Genomic DNA, 22,394 nt, shown 5'->3' on the forward strand with positions numbered 1-22,394 from the left:
CCGCGCCGGTCGCGGGGCATCGCCGCAACCCGGCAGGTGTGCGGGTCCGGTCAGGCGCGGCGCACGGCGGCATCGAACCAGCCGGTGATCGTGGTCGGGTGGGTGATCGCGGTGCCGACCACTACGGCGTACGCCCCGGCCTGGGCTGCTGCCCGGGCCTGGGCGGGTGTGTGGATGCGACCTTCGGCCACGACCGGCACCTCTGGCAGGGCCTGGACGATCTCGGCGAGCAGCTCCAGGTCGGGACCGTCGGTCGCCGGCCGGGTGGGCGTGTACCCGGCGAGAGTGGTGCCGACGATGTCCACCCCGGCCTCGGCGGCGGCGAGTGCGGACTCCAGGCTGTCGCAGTCGGCCATGACCGGGACGTCGCTCTCCGCACGCACCCGGTGGACGGTCTCGGCGAGAGTGAGACCGTCCGGGCGATCCCGCTGGGTGCCGTCCAGGGCGAGGATGTCCGCCCCGGCGGCCAGCACTGCGCGGCAGTGCGCCAGCGTCGGGGTGATGAAGACACCCGTCTGGCCGTCCTTCCAGATGCCGATCACCGGGACGTCGACCCGGTCAGCGACCAGGGAGATGTCCGCCAGCCCCTGGGCGCGCACTGCCACCGCTCCCCCGGCCACCGCCGATGCGGCGACCTGCGCCATCGTCTCCGGGTGCCGCATCGGCTCCCCGGGATAGGCCTGGCAGGAGACGATCAGCCCGCCACGCAGCGGCTCGAGCATCGGGTGGGTCATCAGGGTTCCTCCCGTGTGTTCACGAACTGTGCGGCACCGAGCAGCGCGGCATCCCCGGCCGTGGCGGGAAGCACCTCCGTGCCCGCGACGAGGTCGATCGCCTCGTGAGCAACGCCGTCGTGCACCCCCTGCCACCACGACCTGCCCGACCCGGCCATCCCTCCGGTGAGCACCACCACCTCCGGGTCCAGGACGTTCAGCAGGCCGCCGACCATCCGGCCGATGGCCAGCGCGCACGTGCGCAGCACTGTGGCAGCGAGCTCCTCACCGCCCTCTGCCCGGGCCACGACCTCGCGGGTGTCGCCGGCCCGCCCGCCGGCACGCCGGTAGGCGGCCAGCGTCCCCGGGCCGGAGGCCAGTCCCTCCACATGACCGGTGCGTCCGCAGGTGCACGGCACCCCATCGGCCTCCGGCACCGGCACATGGCCGACGTGCCCGGCCACCCCGCGGGTGCCGGTGAGCACAGCGCCGCCCTGCACCAGGGCGCCGCCGATGCCGGTGCCGACCGCCACCAGCAGCAGCGAGGAAGCCCCCGCCCCGGCGCCGAACGTGTCCTCACCGAGCGCGTGCGCGTGCACGTCGTTGAGCACCCGGGTGGGCAGGTCGAGCGCCGCTGCCACGCTGGTGCCCAGCTCGGTGCCGGCCCAACCGGGGATCGCATCGGTGGCCGAGACGATCCGGCCGGTGCCCGAGTCCACCACACCGGCGGTGCCGATGCCCACCGCAGCCGGGGCCAGCGCCTGGGCGGCAGCATCCTCGCGCACCACGGTGAGCACCTCGACCAGCGTGGCGACCACAGCGACCGGACCGGCCATCGCCCCGGTGGGCACCGTGCGCCGGGCGTGCACCCGCCCGGCACCGTCCACCAGGCCGGCGCTGATCTTCGTGCCGCCGAGGTCGGCGGCGAGCACCGGCGCGGGCTGGGCCGCCGGCACAGTCTGGATCATCGGTGTGGTCCGGTCATCGCACCAGCTCGACCCCGAGGCCGGTGAGCACGGCCCGGACACGTTCCACGTTCTCTCCTTCGAGCGCGGTCATCGGTGCGCTCATCGTGTTGGTGTCGACGATACCCATGAGGTACAGCGCGGTCTTGAACGCACCCACGCCGGCGGCGGGACCGGTCTTGCCCACCGGGGCGAAGACGATCTCGAACAGTGCCGCCAGCCGCTCCTGCTCGGTGCGCACCGTGGCATAGTCTCCCGCGCGGGCGGCCCGGTCCAGGCGCACGAAGCCGCCCGGGTCCACGTTGCCCAACCCGGGCACGGACCCGTGCCCGCCCGCCAGGTACGCACCGTCCACGACCGTCTCGTGCCCGGTGAGCAGGGTCAGCGGCGCCCCGGCGGCCTCGTTCATCATCACCAGCCGCCGGAATCCGACATCGTCCCCGGAGGAGTCCTTCACCCCGGTGAGCACACCTTCGCTACCGAGGCGCACCAGCAGCGCCGGGTCCAGCTTGGTGTGCACGCACACCGGCAGGTCGTAGGCGAACACCGGCAGGTCGGTGGCTGCGGCGATGGCGCGGAAGTGGTTCTCGATCTCCTCCGGTCCGGTGATGGCGTAGAACGGGGCGGTGGCCACCACCCCGGCCACGCCGATCTGCTCCGCCCGGCGCAGGTGCGCGAGCACCCGACGGGTCTGGGTGTCGATGATGCCGGCGAGCACCGGCACCCGGCCAGCCACCAGGCGCACCGCCTGGGCGAGCACCTGCTCGCGCATCTCGTCCTCGAAGAACGCCACCTCACCGCTGGAGCCGAGCACGAACAGGCCGTCGACCCCGCCGGCCAGGTGGTGCTCGATGAGTCGCTCCAGGCTGGGCACATCGAGCCGGCCGTCGGCGGTCAGCGGGGTGAGCAGCGGCGGGATGACCCCCTGGACGTCGGCAGGGGCGGGGGTGGCGGCGGTCATCGACATTCTTCTTCCTGGGGGTCGAGCGAGGGCAGGTGCAGCGGTATCTGTTCAGCCGGGCAGGGCGGCGGCACCGGTGATCTCCGAGACGTCGACCCGCCGGCCTTCTCGCAGTGAACGTGTCAGCGCATCAGCGGTTGCGATCGAGGCTGCTGCTGCGCTGCCATCGGTCAGACCTGCGAACTCGGCCTCCGGGCGTCCACCGCGCATCAGACCGTGGAAGTAGCCCATCTCCTCCTCGATGATGCCCCGTAGCCACAACGGCGGGCGACGATCCGGGTTGCCGTACTGAACCGCGCCGTCGGTGCTGCTGCCTCGGTAGATCGCCGTCCGATCGGCATCCTCCGCCTCGGTGCGATGCAGCAGGAAACGCCGCGAGCCCTCGGCAGTACGTAGTTCGACGCCAGCATCCTGGAGGTCGATACGAAGGGCTCCTTCGGTCCCCTGGATGAGCACATAGTGCTCCGGCCACCGGAAGGCAGAGCCGTACTCCAAGGTGGCAAACTTCGATCCGTCGAACTGCAGCGACAGGAACAACATGTCGTCTTCGTCGCCGAACTGCGGGCCCGAGTGGGCCACGTTGCCACCGGTCATGAACACGCTGGTCGCCGGCCCCAGCACGGACTGCACGAAGTCGAGCTCGTGGATGTGGTGATACAGATGACCACCCGAGAGCGACCGCTTCTTCTTCCAGCTGACGCTCTCCTGCACGTCCTCCCAGCCGTTGCGCACCGCACGGACGACGAGCACGTCTCCGATCTCTCCCGATGCGATGAGCCGCTTCGCCTCCCGGACACCGGCCATGAAGTTCATCACGTGACCGGCCATGAAGAGCACACCGGCCTCCTCCGCCGCTCGGAGCATCGCCACGCAGTCCGTATAGCTCAGAGCAATGGGTTTCTCGCAGAACACCGGTTTGCCGGCATGGGCAGCAGCAAGAACACCATCCTGGTGCGCCCAGTTGGGCGAGGCGACCACCACGGCGTCGACCTGCGCAGAGGCCGCCACCTCCGCGGCCGAACCAGCGACCGCCGCACCGAGCTCCGCAGCCACCCGGGCAGCGTTCTCCGGGTCGTAGAGCGTGGTCACTGTGGCATCGTTCCGCTCCTGCAGGACGCGCCCGATCTCTGCACCGAAGTATCCGGCACCGACGATTCCGTACTTGATCATGAACTCTCACTTCGCTGGGTGGTGTAACAAGACGAGCTATTTGCCGGCGCCTTCGGTGAGCCCACCGGCGATGTATTTCTGGATCGACATGAAGAACAGCACCGAAGGCACGACGACGAGGGCGGAAGCGGCCATCATGGCTCCCCAGTCGAGCACCTCGGCTCCGGTGATCGAGTACAGGGCCACCGCGACGGGCATCTTCTCCGTCGAGCTGATGAAGAGCAGCGCATAGAGGAACTCGTTGAAGCAGTTGATGAATGTATAGACCGCAGTCGCGGCAATTCCCGGTGCGACGATCGGTGTGCTGATCCTGGCAAAGATGCGCAGCTTCCCGGCGCCGTCGACCGCAGCGCTCTCCTCGATCTCGAGTGGAACGGTCTGGTAGAAGCCCACCAGCATCCAGATTGCATACGGGAGGGTGAAGGACAGATACGCCAGGATGAGGCTGGTGTAGGTGTTCACCAGGTTCAGCTTGATCATGATCGTCGCGTAGGGCACGGCGAGCAGGATCGGCGGAAACATGTAGGTCGCGATCAAGATGCGGGTGAGGCGTCGGCCGACCCGGGGGAAGAACCGCACCACTCCATGCGCTGCGAGAGTTGCCAGCACGATCGTGATCGCCGTCGAGGCCAGGGAGATGAGGACACTGTTGCGCAGGTTCGTGAGAAAGCCCAGCTCGGTGATCACAGTGCGGTAGTGCTCGAGCGTGGCCGAGTCAGGAAGCACTCCGAGCGGATCGCTGGTCAGCTCGGCGCTGGGTGTGAAGGACGAGATCACAATCCATACCAGCGGAAACACGAACGCGACTGCGACCGCGATCAGGAACAGGTGCCGGGCCGTGGAGGCGGCGACCCTTCCCGGGATGAGCGACCTCATGAGTCTTCACGCTCCCAGTAGTTGAGGGCGGCGAACGCGATGCGCGCCATGAGCAGGAGGAACACCAGCAGCAGGACGGTGATCGCCGACGCCATCCCCAGCTGATGGAGGCCCCAGCCGGTGCGATAAGCGAAGATGGGGAGCGTCGTCGTCAAGTTGCCTGGCCCTCCGCCGGTGAGAAGAAACAGCAGCTCGAAGTTGTTGAAGACCCAGATGATGCGGAGGATCACCAGGAGACCGATCACGTTGCGGATGTGCCGCAGGGTGATGAAGGAGAACTGCTGCCAGGCGTTAGCCCCATCCATGAGGGCCGCCTCGAACTGTTCCTTCGGAATCGTCTTCAGCGCGGCGAGGATGTTCACCATGAACAACGGAGCGCCGAACCAGATGTTGATGCCGAGCACCGCCCAGAACACCGTGGCCGGGTCGGCCAGCGGACTCACATTCTCCGTAGTGATCCCGAGAGCGGTGAGCAGGTTGGGCAGGAAGCCGTAGACGTCGTCCAGGATCCACTGCCAGCCAAACCCGATGATGATCGGCGGGAAGGCCCACGGGACAATCAGGAGCACCCGGTAGAGTCCGGAGAACCGTCGCACCTTGTCCAGGCACAGGGCCAGCAGCAGCCCGAGCAGGAGCTGGCCCGCGATCGACCCCGCCGTCCACCGGATCGACGTTCCAAACGCCGACCAGAAGTCCGCGTTGGTGATCAGCGTCCTGAAGTTGTCCAGCCAGACGATCTCATGGTCGCGGCGGAGCAGGTTCTGGTCGGTCAGGCTGTAGTAGACGCTGGAGAGGACCGGATAGATGAGCAGGCCGATGACGGCGACCATGCTCGGCAGCACGAACGCCACGCCGACCTTGTCTGCGCGTGCCAGCCTCCGCCACAGGCCGGTGACCGTTCGTCGCCGTGGTGACGGGTCAGTCGGAGCAGGCGGACGGTTGACCGTGATGCTGGACATCAGTGCTCCATCTCCACGCCGGCCATCTCGAACAGTGAGTTCAGCTGCTCCTCAGCGGCCTGCGCAGCTTCTGGGACCGGCGTCCCGGTGAGGACGATGTCTTGAAAGAGGCGCTCCACGATGCCTTGACTGGTGAGGATGCTGGCCTGGACCGTGGGACCGTTCTCCATGCCGATCGCCGTGCCGAGCGGCACTGCCTCGTCGATCACCTCGACTGTGTCAGCGAACTGTTCGAGCACCGGGTCATCGAGGTACCCCGGATCGTCGGAGATGTCCGAGAGCGCCGGCAACATCCCCCCTGGCACCGAGTGCAGGAACTCGATGTACTCCTCGGTCTGATAGAGGGAGCGCAGGAATGCCTTGGCCTCCTCCTGCATGTCGGAGGCCTCCCAGACGATCATCGGAGTGTTCGAGGTCTCGCCGCCGTACAGCGAGTCATTGTCGTTCAGCCTTGGCAAGGGGGCAGCTGCGACGTACTCCACCAGCTCCGGACTGCTCTGCTGCACACCGGAGATCTGGAAACCGGAGTTGAAGTCGAACGCCGTCTTGCCCTCGTAGTACAAGGTCGCTTGCTGCAGCACGTCATAGTTGATCGACCCCTCCGGTGACACGGTGTGGTACATGTCCACCCAGTAGGCGATCCCGTCCAGCACAGCCTGGGAGGTCAGGTTGGCCGATCCGTCATCGTTGAGGAGGCGGTCCCCGGCGGACTGCACGTAGTAGTTCAGGAACCTGGTCGCCATCATGTCGCCGGACCCCATCGGCACAGAGAGTCCGTAGACGTCGTCCGTGGTGAGCACCTCCGCCGCGTGCCGCAGCTCCTCCCACGTCGAGGGCACCTCCAAACCTGCCTGGTCCAGCAGGTCGGTCCGGTACCACATGACCTGAGCATGCGTGTACAGCGGCATCGAATAGTTCGCTCCGCCCATCTCACCTTCGGCCAGGGCGGCCGCTGCGAAGCGGTCCCGACCAATCTGGTCGATCACATCATCCAGCGGGACCAGGGCGTCCACATCGAGCAGCTCGGCAACGTGCGTCGGCAACGCGCTGGAGAGGTCGGGCACCTGTCCCGCGGCCAGACCCATCGTCCACTTGGTGTAGAAGTCAGGCCAGGAGAACGTCTCGATCGTCACGCGTACGTCGGGGTGCGCCGACTCGAACGCCCGGGCCATCTGCTGCATCCACTCAGCGCGGGGGCCCTGAGTGAAACTGGTCCACACGAGCAGGTCCCCGCTGAGCACACCGTCGGGCGTGTTGGGGCTGCGCGTGTCCGAGCCGCAAGCAGTCACGCTGCCAGCGACAGACGCCGCAGCCAGGGCAGCGAACTGGCGTCTCGTGGGCCGCGCGCTGGCAGCAGACGTGGGCCACCGCCCCGGGCCGGTGCCATGCATCGAGACCTCCTCTGTGTCCGATGTCTGATGTCCGTTGTCTGGGTAGACTGGCATGAGTCAGCGCGGTCGTCAAGAGATTCGTCTTGGCGATATCGGACGTCCGATCAACCTAGACTGGCCGCGCAACTGTGGAGGGCCATCCTGATGAGACCATCGACGAGCACGATCGGAACGACCAGCACTCGTAAGTCGGCCTGGTCCGCGACCGAGGCGATCAAGGATCTGATCCTTGCCGAAGGGCTCCGGCCCGGGGACCCCATGCCGACTGAGACCTCTCTGTGCGAGCGGCTCGGCATCTCGCGGTCGTCGGTGCGTGAGGCGATCCGCACCTTGGCCAGCTTGGACATCATCGAGGTGCGGCACGGTCATGGAACCTTCGTCGGCGGCCTGAGCCTGGCCCCGCTCGTGAACGGGCTGATCTTCCGCGCTCGATCGGACGCCGACCAGGACCTCCGCACGCTCCGGGAGGTCCTGGAGGTGCGCATCGCTCTCGACCTTGCGATGGCCGATCGGCTCGTGGCGGAGTACACCGGCACCCAGGACGACGATCTGGCCGCTCTCGTCGATGCGATGACCGCCAAGGCCGCTCAGGGTGAGCTGTTCATCGATGAGGACCGGGCGTTCCACCAGCTGCTGCTGGAGAAGGTCGACAACACCCTGATCAGCGAGCTCGTCGGCGCATTCTGGACGATCCACACGGACCTGCAGCCCCACCTGGGGGTGGCTCCGGGCGCAGACATCGTCGAGACAGCTCGTGCGCACGGCCAGATGCTGGAGGCGGTACAGGCTGGCGACGTCGGCAGCTACCGAGAAGCCGTGCTGGCGCACTACCGGCCTCTTCAGCGGGCGGTGGAACGCACCCTCTCTGAGGGACACCGATCTGCTGCGCAGGTCGGAACCGAGGAGACTGCGCACACCTGACCTGCTTGCAAAGTCTCTGCACACCTGGTGAGCTCTGGGCGTGGACCCCGTCTCCGAGCGCACGCTGCGTGAGCTGATCATCGGCTGGGTGCTCGAGCGTGCCGAGGCGAACGGCGGGTTCCTGCACCGCGAGGAGCTGCTCGGCTTCCGTCACGGTGGCGAGCGGCTGCCGCTCATCGACTTCTCCCGCGGGATCCGCAACCCGGCGGCGTTCTCCGCGACGTTGTCCATCGTCAGCTCCGCACACGGCCCTTATGACGATGTGGAGTCCGAGGACGGGTTCCTGCACTACGCCTACCGGTCCGGGGACCCCTTCGGCGGGGACAACCGCAAGCTCCGCGAAGCGATGACCACCGGTGCGCCGCTGCTGTTCTTCCGCAAGGAGCAGCCGAACATCTACACCCCGGTGGCCCCGGTGTACGTCGTGGAGGACTACCCGGAGGAGCGGGCGTTCGTGATTGCCTTCGACGAGGCGTTCCGGTACTTCGGCGATCTGCGTGACCTCGGCGAACCGCAGCGTGCCTACGCCCGCCGGCTGGCCAAGCAGCGGCTGCACCAGCCGGCGTTCCGCACCCGGGTGATCCACGCCTATACCACCCGGTGCGCGGTGTGCCGGCTGCACCACGGGTCGCTGCTGGATGCCGCGCACATCGTCCCCGACTCCCACGCCGGCGCAGCGGACGGTCTGGACGGTGCTCCCACCGTGGACAACGGGCTCTCGCTGTGCAAGATCCACCACAGTGCCTATGACCAGAACATGCTCGGCATCAGCCCGGACTACCGGGTGCAGATCGCCCTGGACCTGCTCGCCGAGACCGACGGGCCGATGCTGCGCCACGGCCTGCAGGAGATGCACGGGCGGTCGCTGCATCTACCCGCGCGCCGCGGGGACGCCCCCAGCCGGGAGCGCCTCGCCTGGCGCTTCGAGCAGTTCCGCCAGCGCGCCTGAGGTCCCGAACGCTCTGGTTTGCGCTGGGTAAGCGCATCCCCGCCGCAAACCAGAGCGCTCGCGATAGGTGGGTGGGTGGGCGCGGGAGCGGCGGTGAGGAGTTCACGTGCGCACTAGTACGCCGGGTTTCCCACCGGGAGCAGGCCGAGCACCGTGTGCCCGGCAGGCAGCACCGACCCCGCCTCGCGCGCGCACGCGGCCCGGTCCAGCCCGCCGATGAACGCGACGCCCAGGCCCACCGCGGCAGCCCAGAGATAGGCGTTCTGGGTGATCAGCCCGGCCTCCAACCAGGCGAACCGGTCACCCTGGCCGGGGCCGAGCTCAGCGAACCGGGCATCGGCCGCCCGGATGTCGGCAGTGAGCACGAGGACTGCGGGCGCTCCAGAGACCCAGTGCGCATCCACGGTCGCGGCGGCCAGCGCCGGGCGCTGGTCGCCGAGTGCCTCGGTGCGCAGCAGGTGCCGACTGGCCTGGTACTGGTACGACCCCGGGTGCAGACCGGCCACCGCACCGGCCACGAGAGTGACCGACACCAGGTGCGCCGACCGGGCGGAGGCGTAGGTAGGGTGCCCGGCGCCGTCCACGCCGGCCGCATGCCGGAGCAGCCCTGCCACCTCCTCCAGGTCCAGGACGTCGCCGGTGAGCTCCTTGACCGAGCGGCGCCCGGTCAGCAGCGGGGTCAGCGCTGTGGGCGCGCCCGGTGGTAGCGCCACTGTCGCCGGAGCGGGCTCGCGTTCAGGCATCGGCCAAGTCTGGGCACCGCCCGGCAGCCAGCCGGCACGTCCGTGCGGCGCTGTGACCTGCGCAGATGACGCACGCACCAGTGCGGAGATGACACCTGTCATGTGCCATTCATGACGGCGCACCATCGCGCGCCACCCCTGGTGATCGGCAGTCTGGTGGCCATGAGCACATCAGCAACCACCGCGCCAGCTGTCCAGCTGGTCGGCGTGACGAAACAGTTCCGCACTGCCGACGGGCCCGTGGTCGCCGTCGACAACATCGACCTCGAGGTGCCGAGCGGGCAGATCATGGCCTTCCTCGGCCCGAACGGTGCCGGGAAGACGACTGCCTTGGACATGGTCCTCGGCCTCACCGAGCCGACTACGGGCACCGTCAGCGTGCACGGCCAACGGCCCCGGCAGGCGGTCCGCGCCGGGCGGGTCTCGGCGGTGCTGCAGAGCGGCGGGCTGCTCCGCGACCTCTCCGTCCGGGAGACCGTGCAGATGATCGCCTCCACGTTCCCGGACCCGCGGCCGGTGGACGAGGTGCTCGAGAAGGCTGGCATCACCAGTCTCGCCGGACGCAAGGTGTCCAAGTGCTCCGGCGGGGAGCAGCAGCGGCTGCGGTTCGCCCTCGCGCTGCTGCCCGATCCCGACCTGCTCATCCTGGACGAACCCACCGCCGGGATGGACGTGACCGCCCGCCGGGAGTTCTGGGACACGATGCGCGCCGACGCGGACAGCGGCCGCACCGTCATCTTCGCCACGCACTACCTGGAGGAGGCGGACGCGTTCGCCCAGCGGATCGTGATGATGGCCGCCGGGCAGATCGTCGCCGACGGCACCACCACCGAGATCCGCGCCCGCGCCTCCGGCCGCACCGTCTCCGCCCGCGTGGACGGGTCCGCCCTCGAGGCGACGCTGGCCCAGCTGCGCAGCCGGCCCGGTGTGCACAGCGTCACCGTCGAGTCCGGCCGGGTGCAGGTGCACGCCACCGACTCCGACGCGATCGCCCTGGCCCTGCTCACCGAGCTGGGCGGCACCGAGCTGGAGGTCAGCTCCGGCTCCCTGGACCAGGCGTTCGTCGCCCTCACCTCCGGCGGTGCACCGGCCGCCGCGCACGGTCACACCAACGGCCAGGCCACCGCCCCCACTGCGGCCGCAGCCACCACGTCCACCACTGAGCCGGAAGGAACGCTCCGATGAACCTCACCTACACCGGAATCGAGCTGCGCCGGGTCGGCCGCGACTACATCTCGATGTTCTTCGTCGCCGTACTGCCGGCCTTCATGTACATCGTCTTCGGTGCCGCGATGTCCTGGTCCGACGCTCCGGTCGGCAACGGGAACGCCGCCATGTACACGATGATCTCGATGGCCGCCTTCGGCGCCGTCACCGCGACCGTCGGCGTAGGCGGGATGGCCGCCGTCGAACGGATGCAGGGCTGGGGCCGACAGCTGGGCCTGACCCCGATGTCGGACGCCCAGTACGTGGCGGTGAAGGCCGGGGTCGCGTTCGTGATCGCACTCATCCCGATCACCTTGATCTACGTGCTCGGCTACTTCACCGGTTCCCAGGGCAGTGGCACCGCGTGGCTGATCTCGGCCCTGGTGGTGGTGCTCGGGGCCGCCGTGTTCTCCCTGTACGGCCTGCTCGCCGGGCTGCTGTTCCGGTCCGAGGCGGCGGTCGGTGCCGCGAGCGGTTCGCTGGTGATCTTCGCCTTCCTCGGCAACATCTTCTTCCCGCTGTCCGGCACGATGCTCACGGTGGCACAGTTCACCCCGCTGTACGGACTGGTGGCACTGGCCCGGTACCCGCTCACCGAGGGCATGATGATCAGCACGACGGGACCGCCGGTGGAGGGCAACGGCCTGTGGATCCCGGTGCTGAACCTGGTGGTCTGGACCATCATCTTCGCCGTCACCGCGTTCCTGCTGGTGCGCCGTGGCCGCTCCCGTCAGTAGCCCGGTGGATGCGGCTGGTGCCCCGTTCAGGGGCACCAGCCGCACCGGCGCGGGGGTACGCCCCGGCCGCGCCCGCCTCCCGTACGATCGGAGCATCGCCATGACCGACGACGCCACCCCGACCGCTGCGCCCTCACCATGGGACCGCTTCGGCTGGCTGATGGGCGGGATCTGGCTGCTGTTCCTGGCCTTTCCGTTGGCCGCCATCCTCACCTCCGACCGCACCCTCGGCCTGAAGATCACGGCGAGCGCGCTGCTCGCCGCGTTCGGCGCCGTGTACGTATACGGGTTCGTGCGGCTCAACCGGGCCAGAGGCAGTCAGCAGGAGCGGTGGCTGCTGCTGGCCGCGATGGTGCTGCTCACGCTCGCCCTCGGACTCATCATCGGCGTGGACGCACTCGGGTTGATGGCCTACCTGGTCGCGTTCGGGATGTTCTCCCAGCCGCTGCGCCGGGCGCTCTGGATGGCCGTCGGATGGCTGGCGCTCACGCTGGTGGTCCTGCTGCTGACCGACATGCTGGCCGCCCGGCCGGTGTTCCTGATCATCCCGGTCGGAGTCGGTGTGGTCACCGCCCTGATCCGGTGGATCGACGACCGCCAGGACCGGCACATGGCCGTGGCGCAGGAGCTGAACCTGGTCGCCGAGCGGGAGCGGGTCGCGCGGGACGTGCACGATGTGCTCGGGCACAGTCTCACCGTGATCACGGTGAAGTCCGAGCTGGCCGAGCGGCTCGTGGACGCCGACCCGGAGGCGGCGAAGGCGGAGCTGGCGCAGATCCGGTCGATGACCCGGGAGTCGCTGGCGGAGATCCGCGCCACGGTCGCGGGCCTTCGGGTGGCGCGCCTCGGCGACGAGCTGGAGCACGCCGGCGCCGCGCTGCGGGACGCTGGGATCGAGGCCGAGGTGCCGGACGAGGTGGACGTGGTGGACCCGCGGCACCGGCTGGTGCTCGGCTGGGTGCTGCGCGAGGCGGTCACCAATGTGGTCCGCCACTCCCGGGCCTCCCGCTGCACGGTGCAGCTCGGCAGCGCCTCGCTCGTGGTCATCGATGACGGCGTAGGGCCGGGTCATGCAGCGACGTCACCGTCCGGAGGGCTCAGCTGGGGCCGGCGCAGTGGTACCGGCCTCACCGGGGTGGCCGAACGCGTCCGCGGCGCAGGTGGCACGCTGTCCATCACCGCCGCCGAGGGCGGCGGCACCCGGTTGGAGGTGCACTGGTGACCGAGAAGATCCGCGTGCTGCTGGCCGACGACCAGGCCCTGGTCCGCGGCGCGTTGTCCGCCTTGCTGCGCCTGGAGGTGGACCTGGACGTGGTGGCCGAGGTCGGCTCCGGCGACCAGGTGCTCCAGGCCGCCCGGTCCAGCAACGCGCAGGTGTGCCTGCTGGACATCGAGATGCCCGGGATGGACGGGATCGACGCAGCCGCCCAGCTCGCCGCCGAGCTGCCCGAGGTGCGCTCGCTCATCGTCACCACCTTCGGCCGGCCCGGCTATCTGCGCAGGGCGTTGGAGGTGGGCGCAAGCGGGTTCGTGGTCAAGGACACGCCCGCCGAGGAGCTGGCGGAGGCGATCCGCAGCGTGCACGCGGGGCGCCGGGTGGTTGATCCGGCGCTGGCGACCGAGTCGCTGGCCGGTGGGCCGAACCCGCTCACCGACCGCGAGCGCGAGGTGCTGCGCCAGTGCCTGGACGGTCGGTCGGTCGCCGTCGTGGCCGAGCGGGTGCACCTGTCCGCCGGCACGGTGCGCAACTACCTGTCCTCGGCGATCGGGAAGACCGGCACCACCAACCGGGTGGAGGCAGCCCAGGTCGCCGAGCGCAACGGCTGGCTCTGACAACCCTAGGGACGGGGGTGGGCGAGCAGACGGTCGGCCCACAGCTCCAGCTCCGGGTGCATGCTGCGCAGGAGTGTGTCGGTGCCGATCACGTGGTCCTCGGTCATCCGGCCGACAGCAGCGAGCCCGTTGGCAGAGCCGTCCGCGCCCAGGCAGGCACCGGCGGCATCGGTGAGGATGCCGCGACCGGTCGGCCCCACCTGCACCAACCCGTCGGCGAGCAGCTGCTCCCACAGCTCGTCCCCGCGGGGCAGCCCGGGCGGGGCGCTCACCGCGTCGACGACCAGGTCAGGTGGTTCCTCGGGCGGGTCGGTCGTACGGCGCAGCTGCAGTCGGCCGGAGTCGACCAGGGCGAGAAGCTTGGCCACGTTCCCCGGCGGCGGCCCGAACGCGAGCCGGTCCAGACCAGTGACCAGGTGCGGGTAGTCGGGCCAGCCCAGCGGCGGCCCGGCCGCAGCACCATCGCGGCAGACCTGCTCGGCCACGGTGCGTTGCCGCTCGACCAGGGCAGCGTAGGCGTGCCGCCACGCCTGGCCCAGCGCCCAGGTCTCGTCCGGCACCGCGGTGCCCCTGGCGTGGGCCAGGCTCAACCGCAGCACGGCCCCCGGGTCGCCCTGCTCCGGTCCGGTCAGGGTGGTCCAGACCGGGTGGATCTGCTCCGGGCCGATGACGGCGCAACTCGGCTGCCACGTCCGCCTCGCCTGGGTGAGGATCGCAGCAGCGATCCGGTCCAGGAGCACGGGGAGCTCCGCCGTCGTGCTGATCTCGGGCAGGAACGGGGCGGCGGCCTCCTCGCTGCGGTAGCGGCGCAGCACCGCGGCGTCCGTCTTGGCGTGCATCAGCCGGCCGGTGCGGCTGGTCAGGGTGAGCCGTGGGTCGATCTCGCCGGGGTGGTAGTGCAGCGGGTCGGGGTCGTGCGGTGCGGCGGCGGCCGGCACGAACCGTCCGCCCAGGCCCTGGGTGAGCGCGAGGACTGCGTCGATGGCGCTCAGGTGCGCGCCGCGGACCTGCACGTGGCCGGGCCGCCGGCGTTCGGCGGTGGCGACCAGGTCGGCCACCGGGAACACCCGCAGCGCTGGGATGCCGGCGGGCAGGTCCAGCCCGGGCCAGGCGTCGGCGTGCCCGGTGACCAGCAGCACCGCGTCGTAGCCGGTGGCCCCCTCGCTGGTGTGCACCTGCAGACCTGCACCCGTACCCGGGCCTGTCGGTTCCACCCGACGTACCCGGTGGCGCAGGTGGCGGACCGTGCTGGGTGCCAGGGCATCGATGGCGCGTTCGGCCAGGTCGGTCAGGTACCGCCCGGCGGCGGCCCGCGGCGGATAGTGGTCCGGGCGGTCAGCCAGCACCGGTTCGGCCGCGAACGGGCCGACCAGCGGGGAGTCCACCAGTGCGGCACCGGTGTGCACCCGGCCGGCATGCAACGCGTGGTCCGGGATGTTCAGGCTCACCCAGGCCGGCTGGTCGGGGGCGTAGGCCATCCCGGTGCCCAGCTGTGGGCGCGGCTCGTACACGTCGATCCGGACCGGCAGGCGGCGGTCTGCGGCACGGCGGGCCAGCGCCTCCAGGGCGTAGACGGCGCGCGGTCCCCCGCCGACGATGGCAAGCGTGCTGGGCTGCTCGGTCACCCGCCCCAACCTACGCCCTGCGCGGACTGCCGTGGGCAGCGCGGGTGGCGTCCAGTGCAGCACGGATGAGCGCGCTCGCCAAGCCCTGCCCGCGCTGGTCCTCGTCGATGACCGTGTGCGGGAACGTCCGCCGGTCCCCTTCGTCGTGGTACTCGGTGAACCCGACCGCCAGCCCGTCGATGAGGATCTGGTAGCGACCAGGCTGCTCGATCACCGTGTGCTGCGGGGGCCCACTCATGCACTCGGAGTCTGCCACAGCGACCTGCTGTCCCTCGGCATCAGGGTCACCGCAACGGCGAGCAGCCCGGCCACCCCCAGAGAGCACCAGAACACCAGGTGCACACCGTGCGCCAGCCCCGCCCCGACCGGCATCCCGTCCGGGCCGACGGTCGCCACTGCGTTCACCACGCCGCCGTAGGCGGCCACGCCCACCGCCGAACCGAGCGACCGGGAGAAGACGTTCGTGCCGGTGACCGCACCGCGCTCCGTCCACGGCACGCTCGTCTGCGCGGCGATCAGCGAGGGTGAGGTGGTCAGGCCCATCCCGGCTCCGATGACGAAGCAGGTGAGGGCCACCTGCCAGATCGAGGTGCTCTCCCCGAGCAGCAGGGCGAGCGCGGAGCCCACGAGCACCAGCGCAGCGCCGAGCTGGGCGGTGCGGCGGAACCCCACCCGCAGGTACACCTGACCGGACCACGTGGCAGTCAGCGGCCAGCCCACGCTCAACGCCGCCAGGGCGAACCCGGCCACCAGCGGTTCGGCGCCGAGCACCCCCTGGGCGTAGATCGGCACGTAGGTGGACAGCCCCAGCACGATCACCCCGACCATGAACGCGGCGATGGTGGTGGTGGCGATAAGTCGCCGCCGCAGCACCTCCAGGCGCAGGATCGGGTACTGGACCCGGTTCGACCGGATGACGAACAGGACCAGCAGCAGCACCCCACCCACGAGCACCCCGAGGGTGCGTGCATCCGCCCAGCCCCAGGTGCCGGCCTGCAGCAGGCCGAGCACCAGCAGCGTGCTGCCGCCGGTGAGCAGCGTGGCGCCGAGAAGGTCCACCGGCTCGCGCTGGCCCTCGTGGTCCGGCTCGATGAACCGGCGCCAGAGCATGACCGCGGCCAGCAGCGCGAGCGGCACGTTGATCCAGAAGATCCACCGCCAGCTGACGAACTGGGCGAACACCCCGCCCAGCGTCGGTCCGGCCACCGAGGAGATCGCCCACACGCTGGCCAGGTAGCCCTGCGCCTTCGCCCGCTCGGCCACGGTGTAGATGTCGCTGGCGATGGTCATCGACATCGGCATGATCGCCCCGGCTCCGAGACCCTGCACCACGCGGAAGAGGATCAGCGCAGTCATCGACGGCGCGACCGCGCAGAGCACCGACCCGGCGAGGAAGAGTCCCACCCCGAGCAGCATCAGTCGCTTCCGGCCGAACACGTCCGCGAGCCGCCCGTAGACCGGCACGGTGACCGCCTGGGCGAGGGTGTAGGCGGAGAACAGCCACGGCACCTGCACGAACGCGTCGAACTCGCGGGCGATCGTCGTGGCGGCCGTGGCCAGGATGGTGGCGTCCAGGGCCACCAACGCGGTGGCGAGCATCAGCGAGAGCAGCACCGGCCCGCGCTCGGAACGCAGCCCCACCCCGCCGGTCGCGGTCACTCCGGTGTGCTCCTGCCACGCTCCACCTGGCTGGCGTAGTCGACCTCTGCCCACACAGTGTCCAGCACTGCCCGGGCGTGCGCCTCGGCGCGCACCGGGTCGCCCACCTCGATCGCTCGGGCGAGCTCCTCGTGGTTCTCCACAGCGGTGTGCGCGGGGTGCGCGGGGGTCAGTCCGAGCTTGGTCCGGCCGGTCAGCACCTCCGCCACCGAGCCCGCGAGTGCGGCGAACATCTCGTTCCCACCGCTGGTGAGCAGCAGCGTGTGGAACCGCACATCGATGGCGAGGTACTCAGGGGTGTCCCCGAGGCCCTGTTCCCCAAGCTGACGCATCCGCGCCGCGAGCTGCACCAGCTCGGGACAAGCGTGCTGGCCTGTGGACGCCGCCAACCGTGCCGCTGTGGGCTCCAGCGCCACTCGAAGCTGGGTCAACGAGCGGAGCTGTTCCGCACGGCCCGCACCAGCCAGCCGCCAGGCGATCACCTGCGGGTCGAGCACCGACCAGGACCCGGCGGGCTGCACAGTGAGGCCGACCCTTCGCTTGGCTCGCACCATCCCGAGCGTCTCGAGGATCCGCATCACCTCCCGCACGACCGTGCGGGAGACGTTGAACCGCTCTGCGAGCTCTGCCAAGGTCAGCACGTCCCCGGCCGCGAGGTCACCTCCGGCAATCTCTGCGCCCAGCGTGTTCAGGATGTCGCTGTGAAGCACCGGTGCTGCCAATGACCCTCCCAGGCCTGATCGTTCGGGCGACGCGGTCGCCGCCCACGACCCGTCCACGGCTCCATGCTAGATCCACACCCATCAAAAGGTGCGATCATTGATGAGGCAGGAACCGACGTCCATAAGGAGAGCCTCCTCGTGGGGCTTCGACACGCTACCAACCCCGACCAGATCCCCGGCATGGACACCACCGAGCTGCGCGAGCGCTACCTGGTGCCGGGCCTGTTCCAGGCCGGAACGGTGCAGGCTTCCTACGCCCACGAGGACCGGGTAGTGCTGGCCGGTATCACGCCTGCGGCCGAGCCGGTCACGATGCCGACGTACCCGGAGGTCCGTTCGGAGTACTTCTTCGAGCATCGCGAAGCAGGCATCGTGAACGTGAGGACGGGGTGCGGTCCTGCCAGGTGGTGATGGGCGTGACCACCCTGCACACCGGCAGCATGTGGAACACGATGCCTGCCCACACCCACGACCGCCGCACCGAGTGCTACCTGTACTTCGACCTGCCCGAGGACGCCCGGGTGCTGCACATCCCCGGCAAGCCGGACGAGACCCGGCACCTGGTGGTGGCGAACCAGGAGGCGATCATCTCGCCGAGCTGGTCGGTGCACTCCGGGGTGGGCACCTCCGCCTACAGCTTCGTGTGGGCGATGGCCGGGGAAAACCAGTCCTTCGACGACATGGACACCTTTCCGGTCGCCGAGATGCGCTGAGGCCTGCCGCCGCGCCCGGAACGGTCACGGGCCGAGGAAGTCCTCCTGCTCCAGCAGGTGCACCGACATCCGTAGCCGGGCCCGTTCCGGGTCGCCGTCGCTGATCGCGGCGAGCACGGCGGCATGCTCGGCGACTGACCGCTCTGCCACGCCGGCATCCACCCGCGCCCGCCACAGCCGGGAGCGTGCCGTCTGTCCCGCAAGCACGTCGATGAAGCCGGCCAGCACCGGGTTGCCGGCCAGTGCTGCCACCCCGCGATGGAGCGCCAGGTCCGCCGCCAGCAGACCCTCATGGTCACCTGGGTCTTCTCGCAGGATGGTGCGGGCGTCGTCCAGGCTCTGCTGCAGCGCGTCTGCGGAGGCGCCGGCCAGCACCTGCATGGCCGCCAGGGCCGCTGCCTCGGCCTCGAGCACGCGGCGTACCTGGTGCAGCTGAGCGGTGCTGGCCTCGCGCTGCAGGTCGGCCACCTGCTGCAGCGGTTCGAGCAGGCCGGCCATCGTCAGCCCGGTGACGTAGGTGCCCGCACCGCGCCGGCTGGTCAGCACCCCGAGCTGGCACAGCGCCCGGACCCCCTCGCGCAGCGGCCCACGGGAGACGGCAAGCTCCGCGGCGAGGTCAGCCTCCACCGGCAGCTGGTCTCCCGGACCCAGCCGTCCGCTGAGGATCATCGCCCGGATGCCGTCGATCACCCGGTCGGTGAGCGAGTCGCTCATGTCGTCCTCACCTCCTGCTGCCCCTGGCGGGTGCACGCAGCGGCCTGCTCAGCCGACGTGTCGACCCGACCAGTACGGACCGTCCGGGAACCGGAACTCCGCGACCGAGGCCGGCAGCATCTCGGTGTTGTACCCCGGCTCTCCGGTCACCTGGTAGGCCCCACCAGCCACCCGCACCGGGTGCGCAAAGTGCTCGTGCAGGTGGTCCACGTACTCAGTCAGTCGCCCCTCGCGGGTGCCGGAGATGGCGACGAAGTCCAGCATCGAGGCGTGCTGCACCATCTCGCACAGCCCCACCCCACCGGCGTGCGGGCAGACCGGCACGTCGAACCGGGCGGCCAGCAGCAGCACAGCGACGATCTCGTTCAGGCTGGCCAGCCGGCCGGCGTCGAGCTGGCAGAAGTCCATGGCCCCGGCCGCGAGGAACTGCTTGAACATCACCCGGTTGTGGCAGTGCTCACCAGTGGCCACCTTGACCGGCGCGATCCCCTCCTTGATGGCACGGTGGCCGAGGATGTCGTCCGGGCTGGTCGGCTCCTCCACCCAGTGCAGCCCGAACGGTTCGAGCTGGGTGATCCAGTCGATCGCCGTCGGCACGTCCCACACCTGGTTCGCGTCGATCATCAACGTGCCTTCAGGGCCGATCGCTTCCCGTGCCAGTGCGCAGCGCCGCAGGTCGTCCTCGAGGTTTCCGCCGACCTTGAGCTTCACGTGCCCGAACCCCAGCTCGGCCTGCTCACCGATGATCCGCAGCATCTTCTCGTCGGAGTAGCCGAGCCAGCCGGCAGCAGTGGTGTAGCACGGGTAACCGGTCGCCTCCAGCTGGGCGATCCGCGCGGCCTTGCCCGCCTCCTGGGCGCGCAGCATCTGCACCGCTTGGTCCGGGGTGAGAGCATCGGCGAGGTAGCGCATGTCGGCGACGTCGACGAGCTCCTCGGGGGTCATGTCCGCGAGCATCCGCCAGACCGGCTTGCCCACGAAGCGCCCGGCCAGGTCCCAGGCTGCGTTCATCACCGCGGCCAGCGCAAGGTGCACAGCTCCCTTCTCCGGACCGAGCCAGCGCATCTGGGAGTCGTCGGTCAGGCGACGGTAGGTGCCACCCATGTCGGCGGCCATGGCCGCGACGTCCACCCCGACCAGCCGCGCGGCGATCTGCTCAGCGGCGAGCGCCACGACGTCGTTGCCGCGACCGATGGTGAACGTGAGGCCGTATCCGGTCAGCCTCCCCTCGGCGCTGTTGCCGGACCCGGCGCCGGCGGTGCCACTGGTGTGCAGCGTGACGTAGACGGCGGAGTAGTCGCCGTCCTTGTTCATCGCATCCGAACCGTCCTTGGTCACAGAGGTGGGAAAACGGACGTCCGTGACGTCCACATCGGTGATCTGCATGCATCCTCCATCACTGAGCATCCAAGTCATCATACTTTTCCTGCCGTGGCCAGGAAGTCGTCGACGGCGATCCTTGCGTTGTTCAGGGAATTGTCGCGGTTCCAAACGGTTCTGCGGCGCGCCAGCGCGAGCTCGCGCCGAGTAGATCTGATTACTTGACGGGCGAATCCGACGAAAGTTCCGCCGTCGCCCTCCGGACCGCCTTTGCCAAAGGTGTTATCTTTGTGGGACTGTGGGGACTCACACTGCGGTGCCCAGATGACCGGCCCGCGACGTCGCTCCCGACCTCAAGGTATGCACCATGACCTCTCCCCTGTTCGACATCACCGGCAAGCTCGCTCTCGTGACCGGATCTTCTCGAGGTCTTGGTCTCGCGCTGGCAACCGGGTTGGCGCAGGCTGGGGCGAAGGTGGTGCTGCACGGGCGGGACCCGCAGGCGCTGACCGCGGCGAGCGAGGCGGTGGGGCGGGCCGGCTCCGGGGAGCCGGCGCCGACAGTGCGCTTCGACGTCACCGACGCCCGGGCGGTGGCCGAGAATCTGGCCGTTCTGGTGACCGAGCACGGGGTACCGGACATCCTGGTGAACAACGCGGGCATCCAGCGCCGCGCTCCGTTCAACGACTTCGACGCCGAGGACTGGGACGCGGTGATCGCCGGGAACCTGTCCAGCGCCTTCTACGTCTCCCGGCAGATCACCCCCGGGATGGCCGAACGCGGCAGCGGCAAGGTGATCAACATCGGCTCGGTGATGAGCCAGCTAGCCCGCCAGACCATCGCCCCGTACGGGGCCTCCAAGGGCGGTGTGCTCATGCTCACCAAGGGGATGGCCGCCGACCTGGCCCGGTACAACATCCAGGTGAACGCGATCTCGCCCGGCTACTTCAAGACCGAGATGAACACGGCCCTGGTCCAGGACGCGGAGTTCAGCGGGTGGGTGAGCGCCCGCACACCGGCACAGCGCTGGGGCCTGCCCGAAGAGCTGGTCGGCACGCTGATCTTCCTCGCCTCGGACGCCTCCGCCTACGTCTCCGGTCAGAACATCTTCGTCGATGGCGGTATGACCGCGATCGTCTGATCCTTTCCGACCCGAACCGCACGTCTAGCAAGGACCCCCGCCATGCGCGCCATCGTCATCAACGGCAAAGAAGACCTCACTCTCGCCGAGCTGCCCGTACCGGAGCCGGGCCCGGGTCAGGTTCGTATCCGCACTGCCTACGTCGGCATCTGCGGCTCTGACCTGCACTACTACTACGAGGGTGCCAACGGCGCGTTCGTGATCCGAGAACCGCTCGTCCCGGGGCACGAGATGTCCGGGACGGTGGACGCCGACCCCTCCGGCACCCTGGCGCCGGGCACACCGGTGACCGTGCATCCGGCGACGTTCGGCGAGAAGCTGCCCTACCTCGCGGACGCACCGCACCTGTGGCCGAACGGGGCGTACCTGGGCAGTGCCTCCACCTGGCCGCACACCCAGGGCGCCGCGGCCGAGTACTTCCTCGTCGATGCCGCCATGGTGCGCACCCTTCCGGAGGGGCTGCCGTTGCAGCGAGCGGCCCTGGCAGAACCGCTGGCGGTGGGTCTGCACGGCATCGCGCTGGCCGGTGGGGTGGCCGACCAGCGGGTGCTGGTGACCGGCGCCGGCGCGATCGGGCTGGTCACGGCAGCCGCTGCAGTAGCGCTCGGCGCCGCGGAGGTGACCAGCACCGACGTGCTCGGAGGACCACTGGCCCGCGCGCGGCAGCTCGGCGTGGCGCACACAGTGGACGTGACCTCGCAGGAGCTGCCCGCCGAAGCGTTCGACGTGGTGCTGGAGTGCTCAGGTGTGCCTGCCTCGATCAACGCAGCGTTCGTGGCTGCTCGCCGCGCTGGTACCTACGTGCAGGTGGGGATGGTCCCGAACGCGCCGTCCGGGATCAACCTCGCACCGATGATCTCCAAGGAGCTGACCGTGCGGGGCTCGTTCCGGTTCAACGACGAGATCGATGCCGCGGTCGAGATGCTCGCCGCTCACCCGCAGATCGAGCACGTGCTCACCCACACCTTTCCGGCTACGGACGCTGTGGCTGCGTTCGCCACCGCCAAGGACTCCGACGCCTCCGGCAAGGTCCTGCTCGACCTGACCACCGACCACACCGCCTGAAGGGCACCTGC

General features: G+C 69.6%; 24 protein-coding genes. 10 read left to right on the top strand and 14 right to left on the bottom strand.

What is annotated here, in order from left to right:
* Positions 1 to 50: 50 nt before the first annotated feature.
* The 7 genes from K338_RS0109490 to K338_RS0109520 are packed head-to-tail and all read right to left on the bottom strand — an operon-like array spanning position 51 to position 7,035.
* Entirely contained in the window at positions 51 to 734 is a 684-nt protein-coding gene (locus K338_RS0109490; RefSeq protein WP_022917940.1) for an N-acetylmannosamine-6-phosphate 2-epimerase, read from the bottom strand.
* Entirely contained in the window at positions 734 to 1,681 is a 948-nt protein-coding gene (locus K338_RS0109495; RefSeq protein ID WP_051154746.1) for an ROK family protein, read from the bottom strand. The genes K338_RS0109490 and K338_RS0109495 overlap by 1 nt, the downstream gene beginning before the upstream one ends.
* 13 nt (positions 1,682 to 1,694) lie before the next feature.
* Entirely contained in the window at positions 1,695 to 2,639 is a 945-nt protein-coding gene (locus K338_RS0109500; protein WP_027286652.1) for a dihydrodipicolinate synthase family protein, read from the bottom strand.
* Between the two features lie 51 nt (positions 2,640 to 2,690).
* The gene (locus tag K338_RS0109505; RefSeq protein WP_022917943.1) at positions 2,691 to 3,809 is read right to left on the bottom strand and encodes a Gfo/Idh/MocA family protein; all 1,119 of its coding nucleotides are present in this window, start codon (positions 3,807 to 3,809) and stop codon (positions 2,691 to 2,693) included.
* A 36-nt stretch (positions 3,810 to 3,845) separates the two neighbouring features.
* The gene (locus K338_RS0109510; RefSeq protein ID WP_022917944.1) at positions 3,846 to 4,685 is read right to left on the bottom strand and encodes a carbohydrate ABC transporter permease; all 840 of its coding nucleotides are present in this window, start codon (positions 4,683 to 4,685) and stop codon (positions 3,846 to 3,848) included.
* Complete coding sequence (locus tag K338_RS0109515) at positions 4,682 to 5,644, bottom strand: carbohydrate ABC transporter permease (protein WP_022917945.1); 963 nt, start codon at positions 5,642 to 5,644, stop codon at positions 4,682 to 4,684. The genes K338_RS0109510 and K338_RS0109515 overlap by 4 nt, the downstream gene beginning before the upstream one ends.
* Positions 5,644 to 7,035 carry an ABC transporter substrate-binding protein gene (locus tag K338_RS0109520; RefSeq protein ID WP_022917946.1) on the bottom strand — a complete coding sequence of 464 codons (1,392 nt, stop codon included), beginning with the start codon at positions 7,033 to 7,035 and terminating at the stop codon, positions 5,644 to 5,646. Before K338_RS0109520 ends, K338_RS0109515 begins: the two co-directional genes overlap by 1 nt.
* A 144-nt stretch (positions 7,036 to 7,179) precedes the next feature.
* Between K338_RS0109520 and K338_RS21660 the strand changes: the two genes are divergently transcribed.
* Positions 7,180 to 7,956: a FadR/GntR family transcriptional regulator gene (locus K338_RS21660; RefSeq protein ID WP_022917947.1), complete on the top strand. Its 777-nt coding sequence runs from the start codon at positions 7,180 to 7,182 to the stop codon at positions 7,954 to 7,956.
* 40 nt (positions 7,957 to 7,996) lie between these two features.
* Positions 7,997 to 8,905, top strand: a complete 909-nt coding sequence (locus K338_RS0109530) for an HNH endonuclease (protein ID WP_022917948.1) — start codon at positions 7,997 to 7,999, stop codon at positions 8,903 to 8,905.
* Between the two features lie 113 nt (positions 8,906 to 9,018).
* Here K338_RS0109530 and K338_RS24430 read toward each other — a convergent pair whose 3' ends face one another.
* Positions 9,019 to 9,648, bottom strand: coding sequence for a nitroreductase family protein (locus K338_RS24430; protein ID WP_169579539.1), 630 nt, complete (start codon positions 9,646 to 9,648; stop codon positions 9,019 to 9,021).
* Positions 9,649 to 9,810: 162 nt separating this feature from the next.
* On the opposite strand from K338_RS24430, the gene K338_RS21670 reads away from it, so the two are divergent.
* The 4 genes from K338_RS21670 to K338_RS0109555 all read left to right on the top strand — a co-directional run bounded on the left by K338_RS21670 (position 9,811) and on the right by K338_RS0109555 (position 13,424).
* Positions 9,811 to 10,833 carry an ABC transporter ATP-binding protein gene (locus K338_RS21670; RefSeq protein ID WP_084480894.1) on the top strand — a complete coding sequence of 341 codons (1,023 nt, stop codon included), beginning with the start codon at positions 9,811 to 9,813 and terminating at the stop codon, positions 10,831 to 10,833.
* Positions 10,830 to 11,591 (top strand): ABC transporter permease, encoded by a 762-nt coding sequence (locus tag K338_RS0109545; protein WP_022917951.1) that lies wholly within the window; start codon positions 10,830 to 10,832, stop codon positions 11,589 to 11,591. The genes K338_RS21670 and K338_RS0109545 overlap by 4 nt, the downstream gene beginning before the upstream one ends.
* A 100-nt stretch (positions 11,592 to 11,691) precedes the next feature.
* Positions 11,692 to 12,813 carry a sensor histidine kinase gene (locus tag K338_RS0109550; RefSeq protein WP_022917952.1) on the top strand — a complete coding sequence of 374 codons (1,122 nt, stop codon included), beginning with the start codon at positions 11,692 to 11,694 and terminating at the stop codon, positions 12,811 to 12,813.
* Positions 12,810 to 13,424, top strand: a complete 615-nt coding sequence (locus K338_RS0109555; protein WP_022917953.1) for a response regulator transcription factor — start codon at positions 12,810 to 12,812, stop codon at positions 13,422 to 13,424. The genes K338_RS0109550 and K338_RS0109555 overlap by 4 nt, the downstream gene beginning before the upstream one ends.
* Positions 13,425 to 13,429: 5 nt before the next feature.
* Here K338_RS0109555 and K338_RS0109560 read toward each other — a convergent pair whose 3' ends face one another.
* From K338_RS0109560 to K338_RS0109575, 4 genes are read right to left on the bottom strand one after another with little or no spacing between them, the layout of a single operon-like run.
* Positions 13,430 to 15,049, bottom strand: coding sequence for an FAD/NAD(P)-binding protein (locus K338_RS0109560; protein ID WP_022917954.1), 1,620 nt, complete (start codon positions 15,047 to 15,049; stop codon positions 13,430 to 13,432).
* 10 nt (positions 15,050 to 15,059) lie between these two features.
* Positions 15,060 to 15,287: a GNAT family N-acetyltransferase gene (locus K338_RS21675; protein ID WP_022917955.1), complete on the bottom strand. Its 228-nt coding sequence runs from the start codon at positions 15,285 to 15,287 to the stop codon at positions 15,060 to 15,062.
* The gene (locus tag K338_RS0109570) at positions 15,284 to 16,708 is read right to left on the bottom strand and encodes an MDR family MFS transporter (protein ID WP_022917956.1); all 1,425 of its coding nucleotides are present in this window, start codon (positions 16,706 to 16,708) and stop codon (positions 15,284 to 15,286) included. Before K338_RS0109570 ends, K338_RS21675 begins: the two co-directional genes overlap by 4 nt.
* On the bottom strand, positions 16,705 to 17,418 hold the full coding sequence (locus tag K338_RS0109575) for a FadR/GntR family transcriptional regulator (protein WP_245542933.1): 714 nt from the start codon (positions 17,416 to 17,418) through the stop codon (positions 16,705 to 16,707). Before K338_RS0109575 ends, K338_RS0109570 begins: the two co-directional genes overlap by 4 nt.
* 150 nt (positions 17,419 to 17,568) lie before the next feature.
* On the opposite strand from K338_RS0109575, the gene K338_RS26575 reads away from it, so the two are divergent.
* On the top strand, positions 17,569 to 17,841 hold the full coding sequence (locus K338_RS26575; protein ID WP_051154731.1) for a hypothetical protein: 273 nt from the start codon (positions 17,569 to 17,571) through the stop codon (positions 17,839 to 17,841).
* Between the two features lie 5 nt (positions 17,842 to 17,846).
* Positions 17,847 to 18,143, top strand: a complete 297-nt coding sequence (locus K338_RS26580; protein ID WP_245542934.1) for a 5-deoxy-glucuronate isomerase — start codon at positions 17,847 to 17,849, stop codon at positions 18,141 to 18,143.
* Positions 18,144 to 18,167: 24 nt separating this feature from the next.
* Here K338_RS26580 and K338_RS0109585 read toward each other — a convergent pair whose 3' ends face one another.
* Together K338_RS0109585 and K338_RS0109590 are read right to left on the bottom strand one after the other, a co-directional pair.
* Positions 18,168 to 18,857: a FadR/GntR family transcriptional regulator gene (locus K338_RS0109585; protein WP_022917958.1), complete on the bottom strand. Its 690-nt coding sequence runs from the start codon at positions 18,855 to 18,857 to the stop codon at positions 18,168 to 18,170.
* 48 nt (positions 18,858 to 18,905) lie between these two features.
* Positions 18,906 to 20,243 carry an enolase C-terminal domain-like protein gene (locus tag K338_RS0109590; RefSeq protein ID WP_022917959.1) on the bottom strand — a complete coding sequence of 446 codons (1,338 nt, stop codon included), beginning with the start codon at positions 20,241 to 20,243 and terminating at the stop codon, positions 18,906 to 18,908.
* 301 nt (positions 20,244 to 20,544) lie between these two features.
* Between K338_RS0109590 and K338_RS0109595 the strand changes: the two genes are divergently transcribed.
* Positions 20,545 to 21,318 carry a glucose 1-dehydrogenase gene (locus K338_RS0109595; RefSeq protein WP_022917960.1) on the top strand — a complete coding sequence of 258 codons (774 nt, stop codon included), beginning with the start codon at positions 20,545 to 20,547 and terminating at the stop codon, positions 21,316 to 21,318.
* A gap of 42 nt (positions 21,319 to 21,360) precedes the next feature.
* A complete protein-coding gene (locus K338_RS0109600) occupies positions 21,361 to 22,383 on the top strand; it encodes an L-idonate 5-dehydrogenase (RefSeq protein ID WP_022917961.1) in 1,023 nt (340 codons plus the stop codon).
* Positions 22,384 to 22,394: the final 11 nt, after the last annotated feature.

This window comes from Ruania albidiflava DSM 18029, from assembly GCF_000421225.1.
Taxonomy (GTDB): domain Bacteria; phylum Actinomycetota; class Actinomycetes; order Actinomycetales; family Beutenbergiaceae; genus Ruania; species Ruania albidiflava.

Bases quoted from the DNA above. Each gene is read 5' to 3' on its own strand.
- K338_RS0109490 (WP_022917940.1), bottom strand. From the start codon at position 734: ATGACCCACCCGATGCTCGAGCCGCTGCGTGGCGGGCTGATCGTCTCC.
- K338_RS0109495 (WP_051154746.1), bottom strand. From the start codon at position 1,681: ATGATCCAGACTGTGCCGGCGGCCCAGCCCGCGCCGGTGCTCGCCGCC.
- K338_RS0109500 (WP_027286652.1), bottom strand. From the start codon at position 2,639: ATGACCGCCGCCACCCCCGCCCCTGCCGACGTCCAGGGGGTCATCCCG.
- K338_RS0109505 (WP_022917943.1), bottom strand. From the start codon at position 3,809: ATGATCAAGTACGGAATCGTCGGTGCCGGATACTTCGGTGCAGAGATC.
- K338_RS0109510 (WP_022917944.1), bottom strand. From the start codon at position 4,685: ATGAGGTCGCTCATCCCGGGAAGGGTCGCCGCCTCCACGGCCCGGCAC.
- K338_RS0109515 (WP_022917945.1), bottom strand. From the start codon at position 5,644: ATGTCCAGCATCACGGTCAACCGTCCGCCTGCTCCGACTGACCCGTCA.
- K338_RS0109520 (WP_022917946.1), bottom strand. From the start codon at position 7,035: ATGCATGGCACCGGCCCGGGGCGGTGGCCCACGTCTGCTGCCAGCGCG.
- K338_RS21660 (WP_022917947.1), top strand. From the start codon at position 7,180: ATGAGACCATCGACGAGCACGATCGGAACGACCAGCACTCGTAAGTCG.
- K338_RS24430 (WP_169579539.1), bottom strand. From the start codon at position 9,648: ATGCCTGAACGCGAGCCCGCTCCGGCGACAGTGGCGCTACCACCGGGC.
- K338_RS21670 (WP_084480894.1), top strand. From the start codon at position 9,811: ATGAGCACATCAGCAACCACCGCGCCAGCTGTCCAGCTGGTCGGCGTG.
- K338_RS0109545 (WP_022917951.1), top strand. From the start codon at position 10,830: ATGAACCTCACCTACACCGGAATCGAGCTGCGCCGGGTCGGCCGCGAC.
- K338_RS0109550 (WP_022917952.1), top strand. From the start codon at position 11,692: ATGACCGACGACGCCACCCCGACCGCTGCGCCCTCACCATGGGACCGC.
- K338_RS21675 (WP_022917955.1), bottom strand. From the start codon at position 15,287: ATGAGTGGGCCCCCGCAGCACACGGTGATCGAGCAGCCTGGTCGCTAC.
- K338_RS0109585 (WP_022917958.1), bottom strand. From the start codon at position 18,857: ATGAGCGACTCGCTCACCGACCGGGTGATCGACGGCATCCGGGCGATG.
- K338_RS0109590 (WP_022917959.1), bottom strand. From the start codon at position 20,243: ATGCAGATCACCGATGTGGACGTCACGGACGTCCGTTTTCCCACCTCT.
- K338_RS0109595 (WP_022917960.1), top strand. From the start codon at position 20,545: ATGACCTCTCCCCTGTTCGACATCACCGGCAAGCTCGCTCTCGTGACC.
- K338_RS0109600 (WP_022917961.1), top strand. From the start codon at position 21,361: ATGCGCGCCATCGTCATCAACGGCAAAGAAGACCTCACTCTCGCCGAG.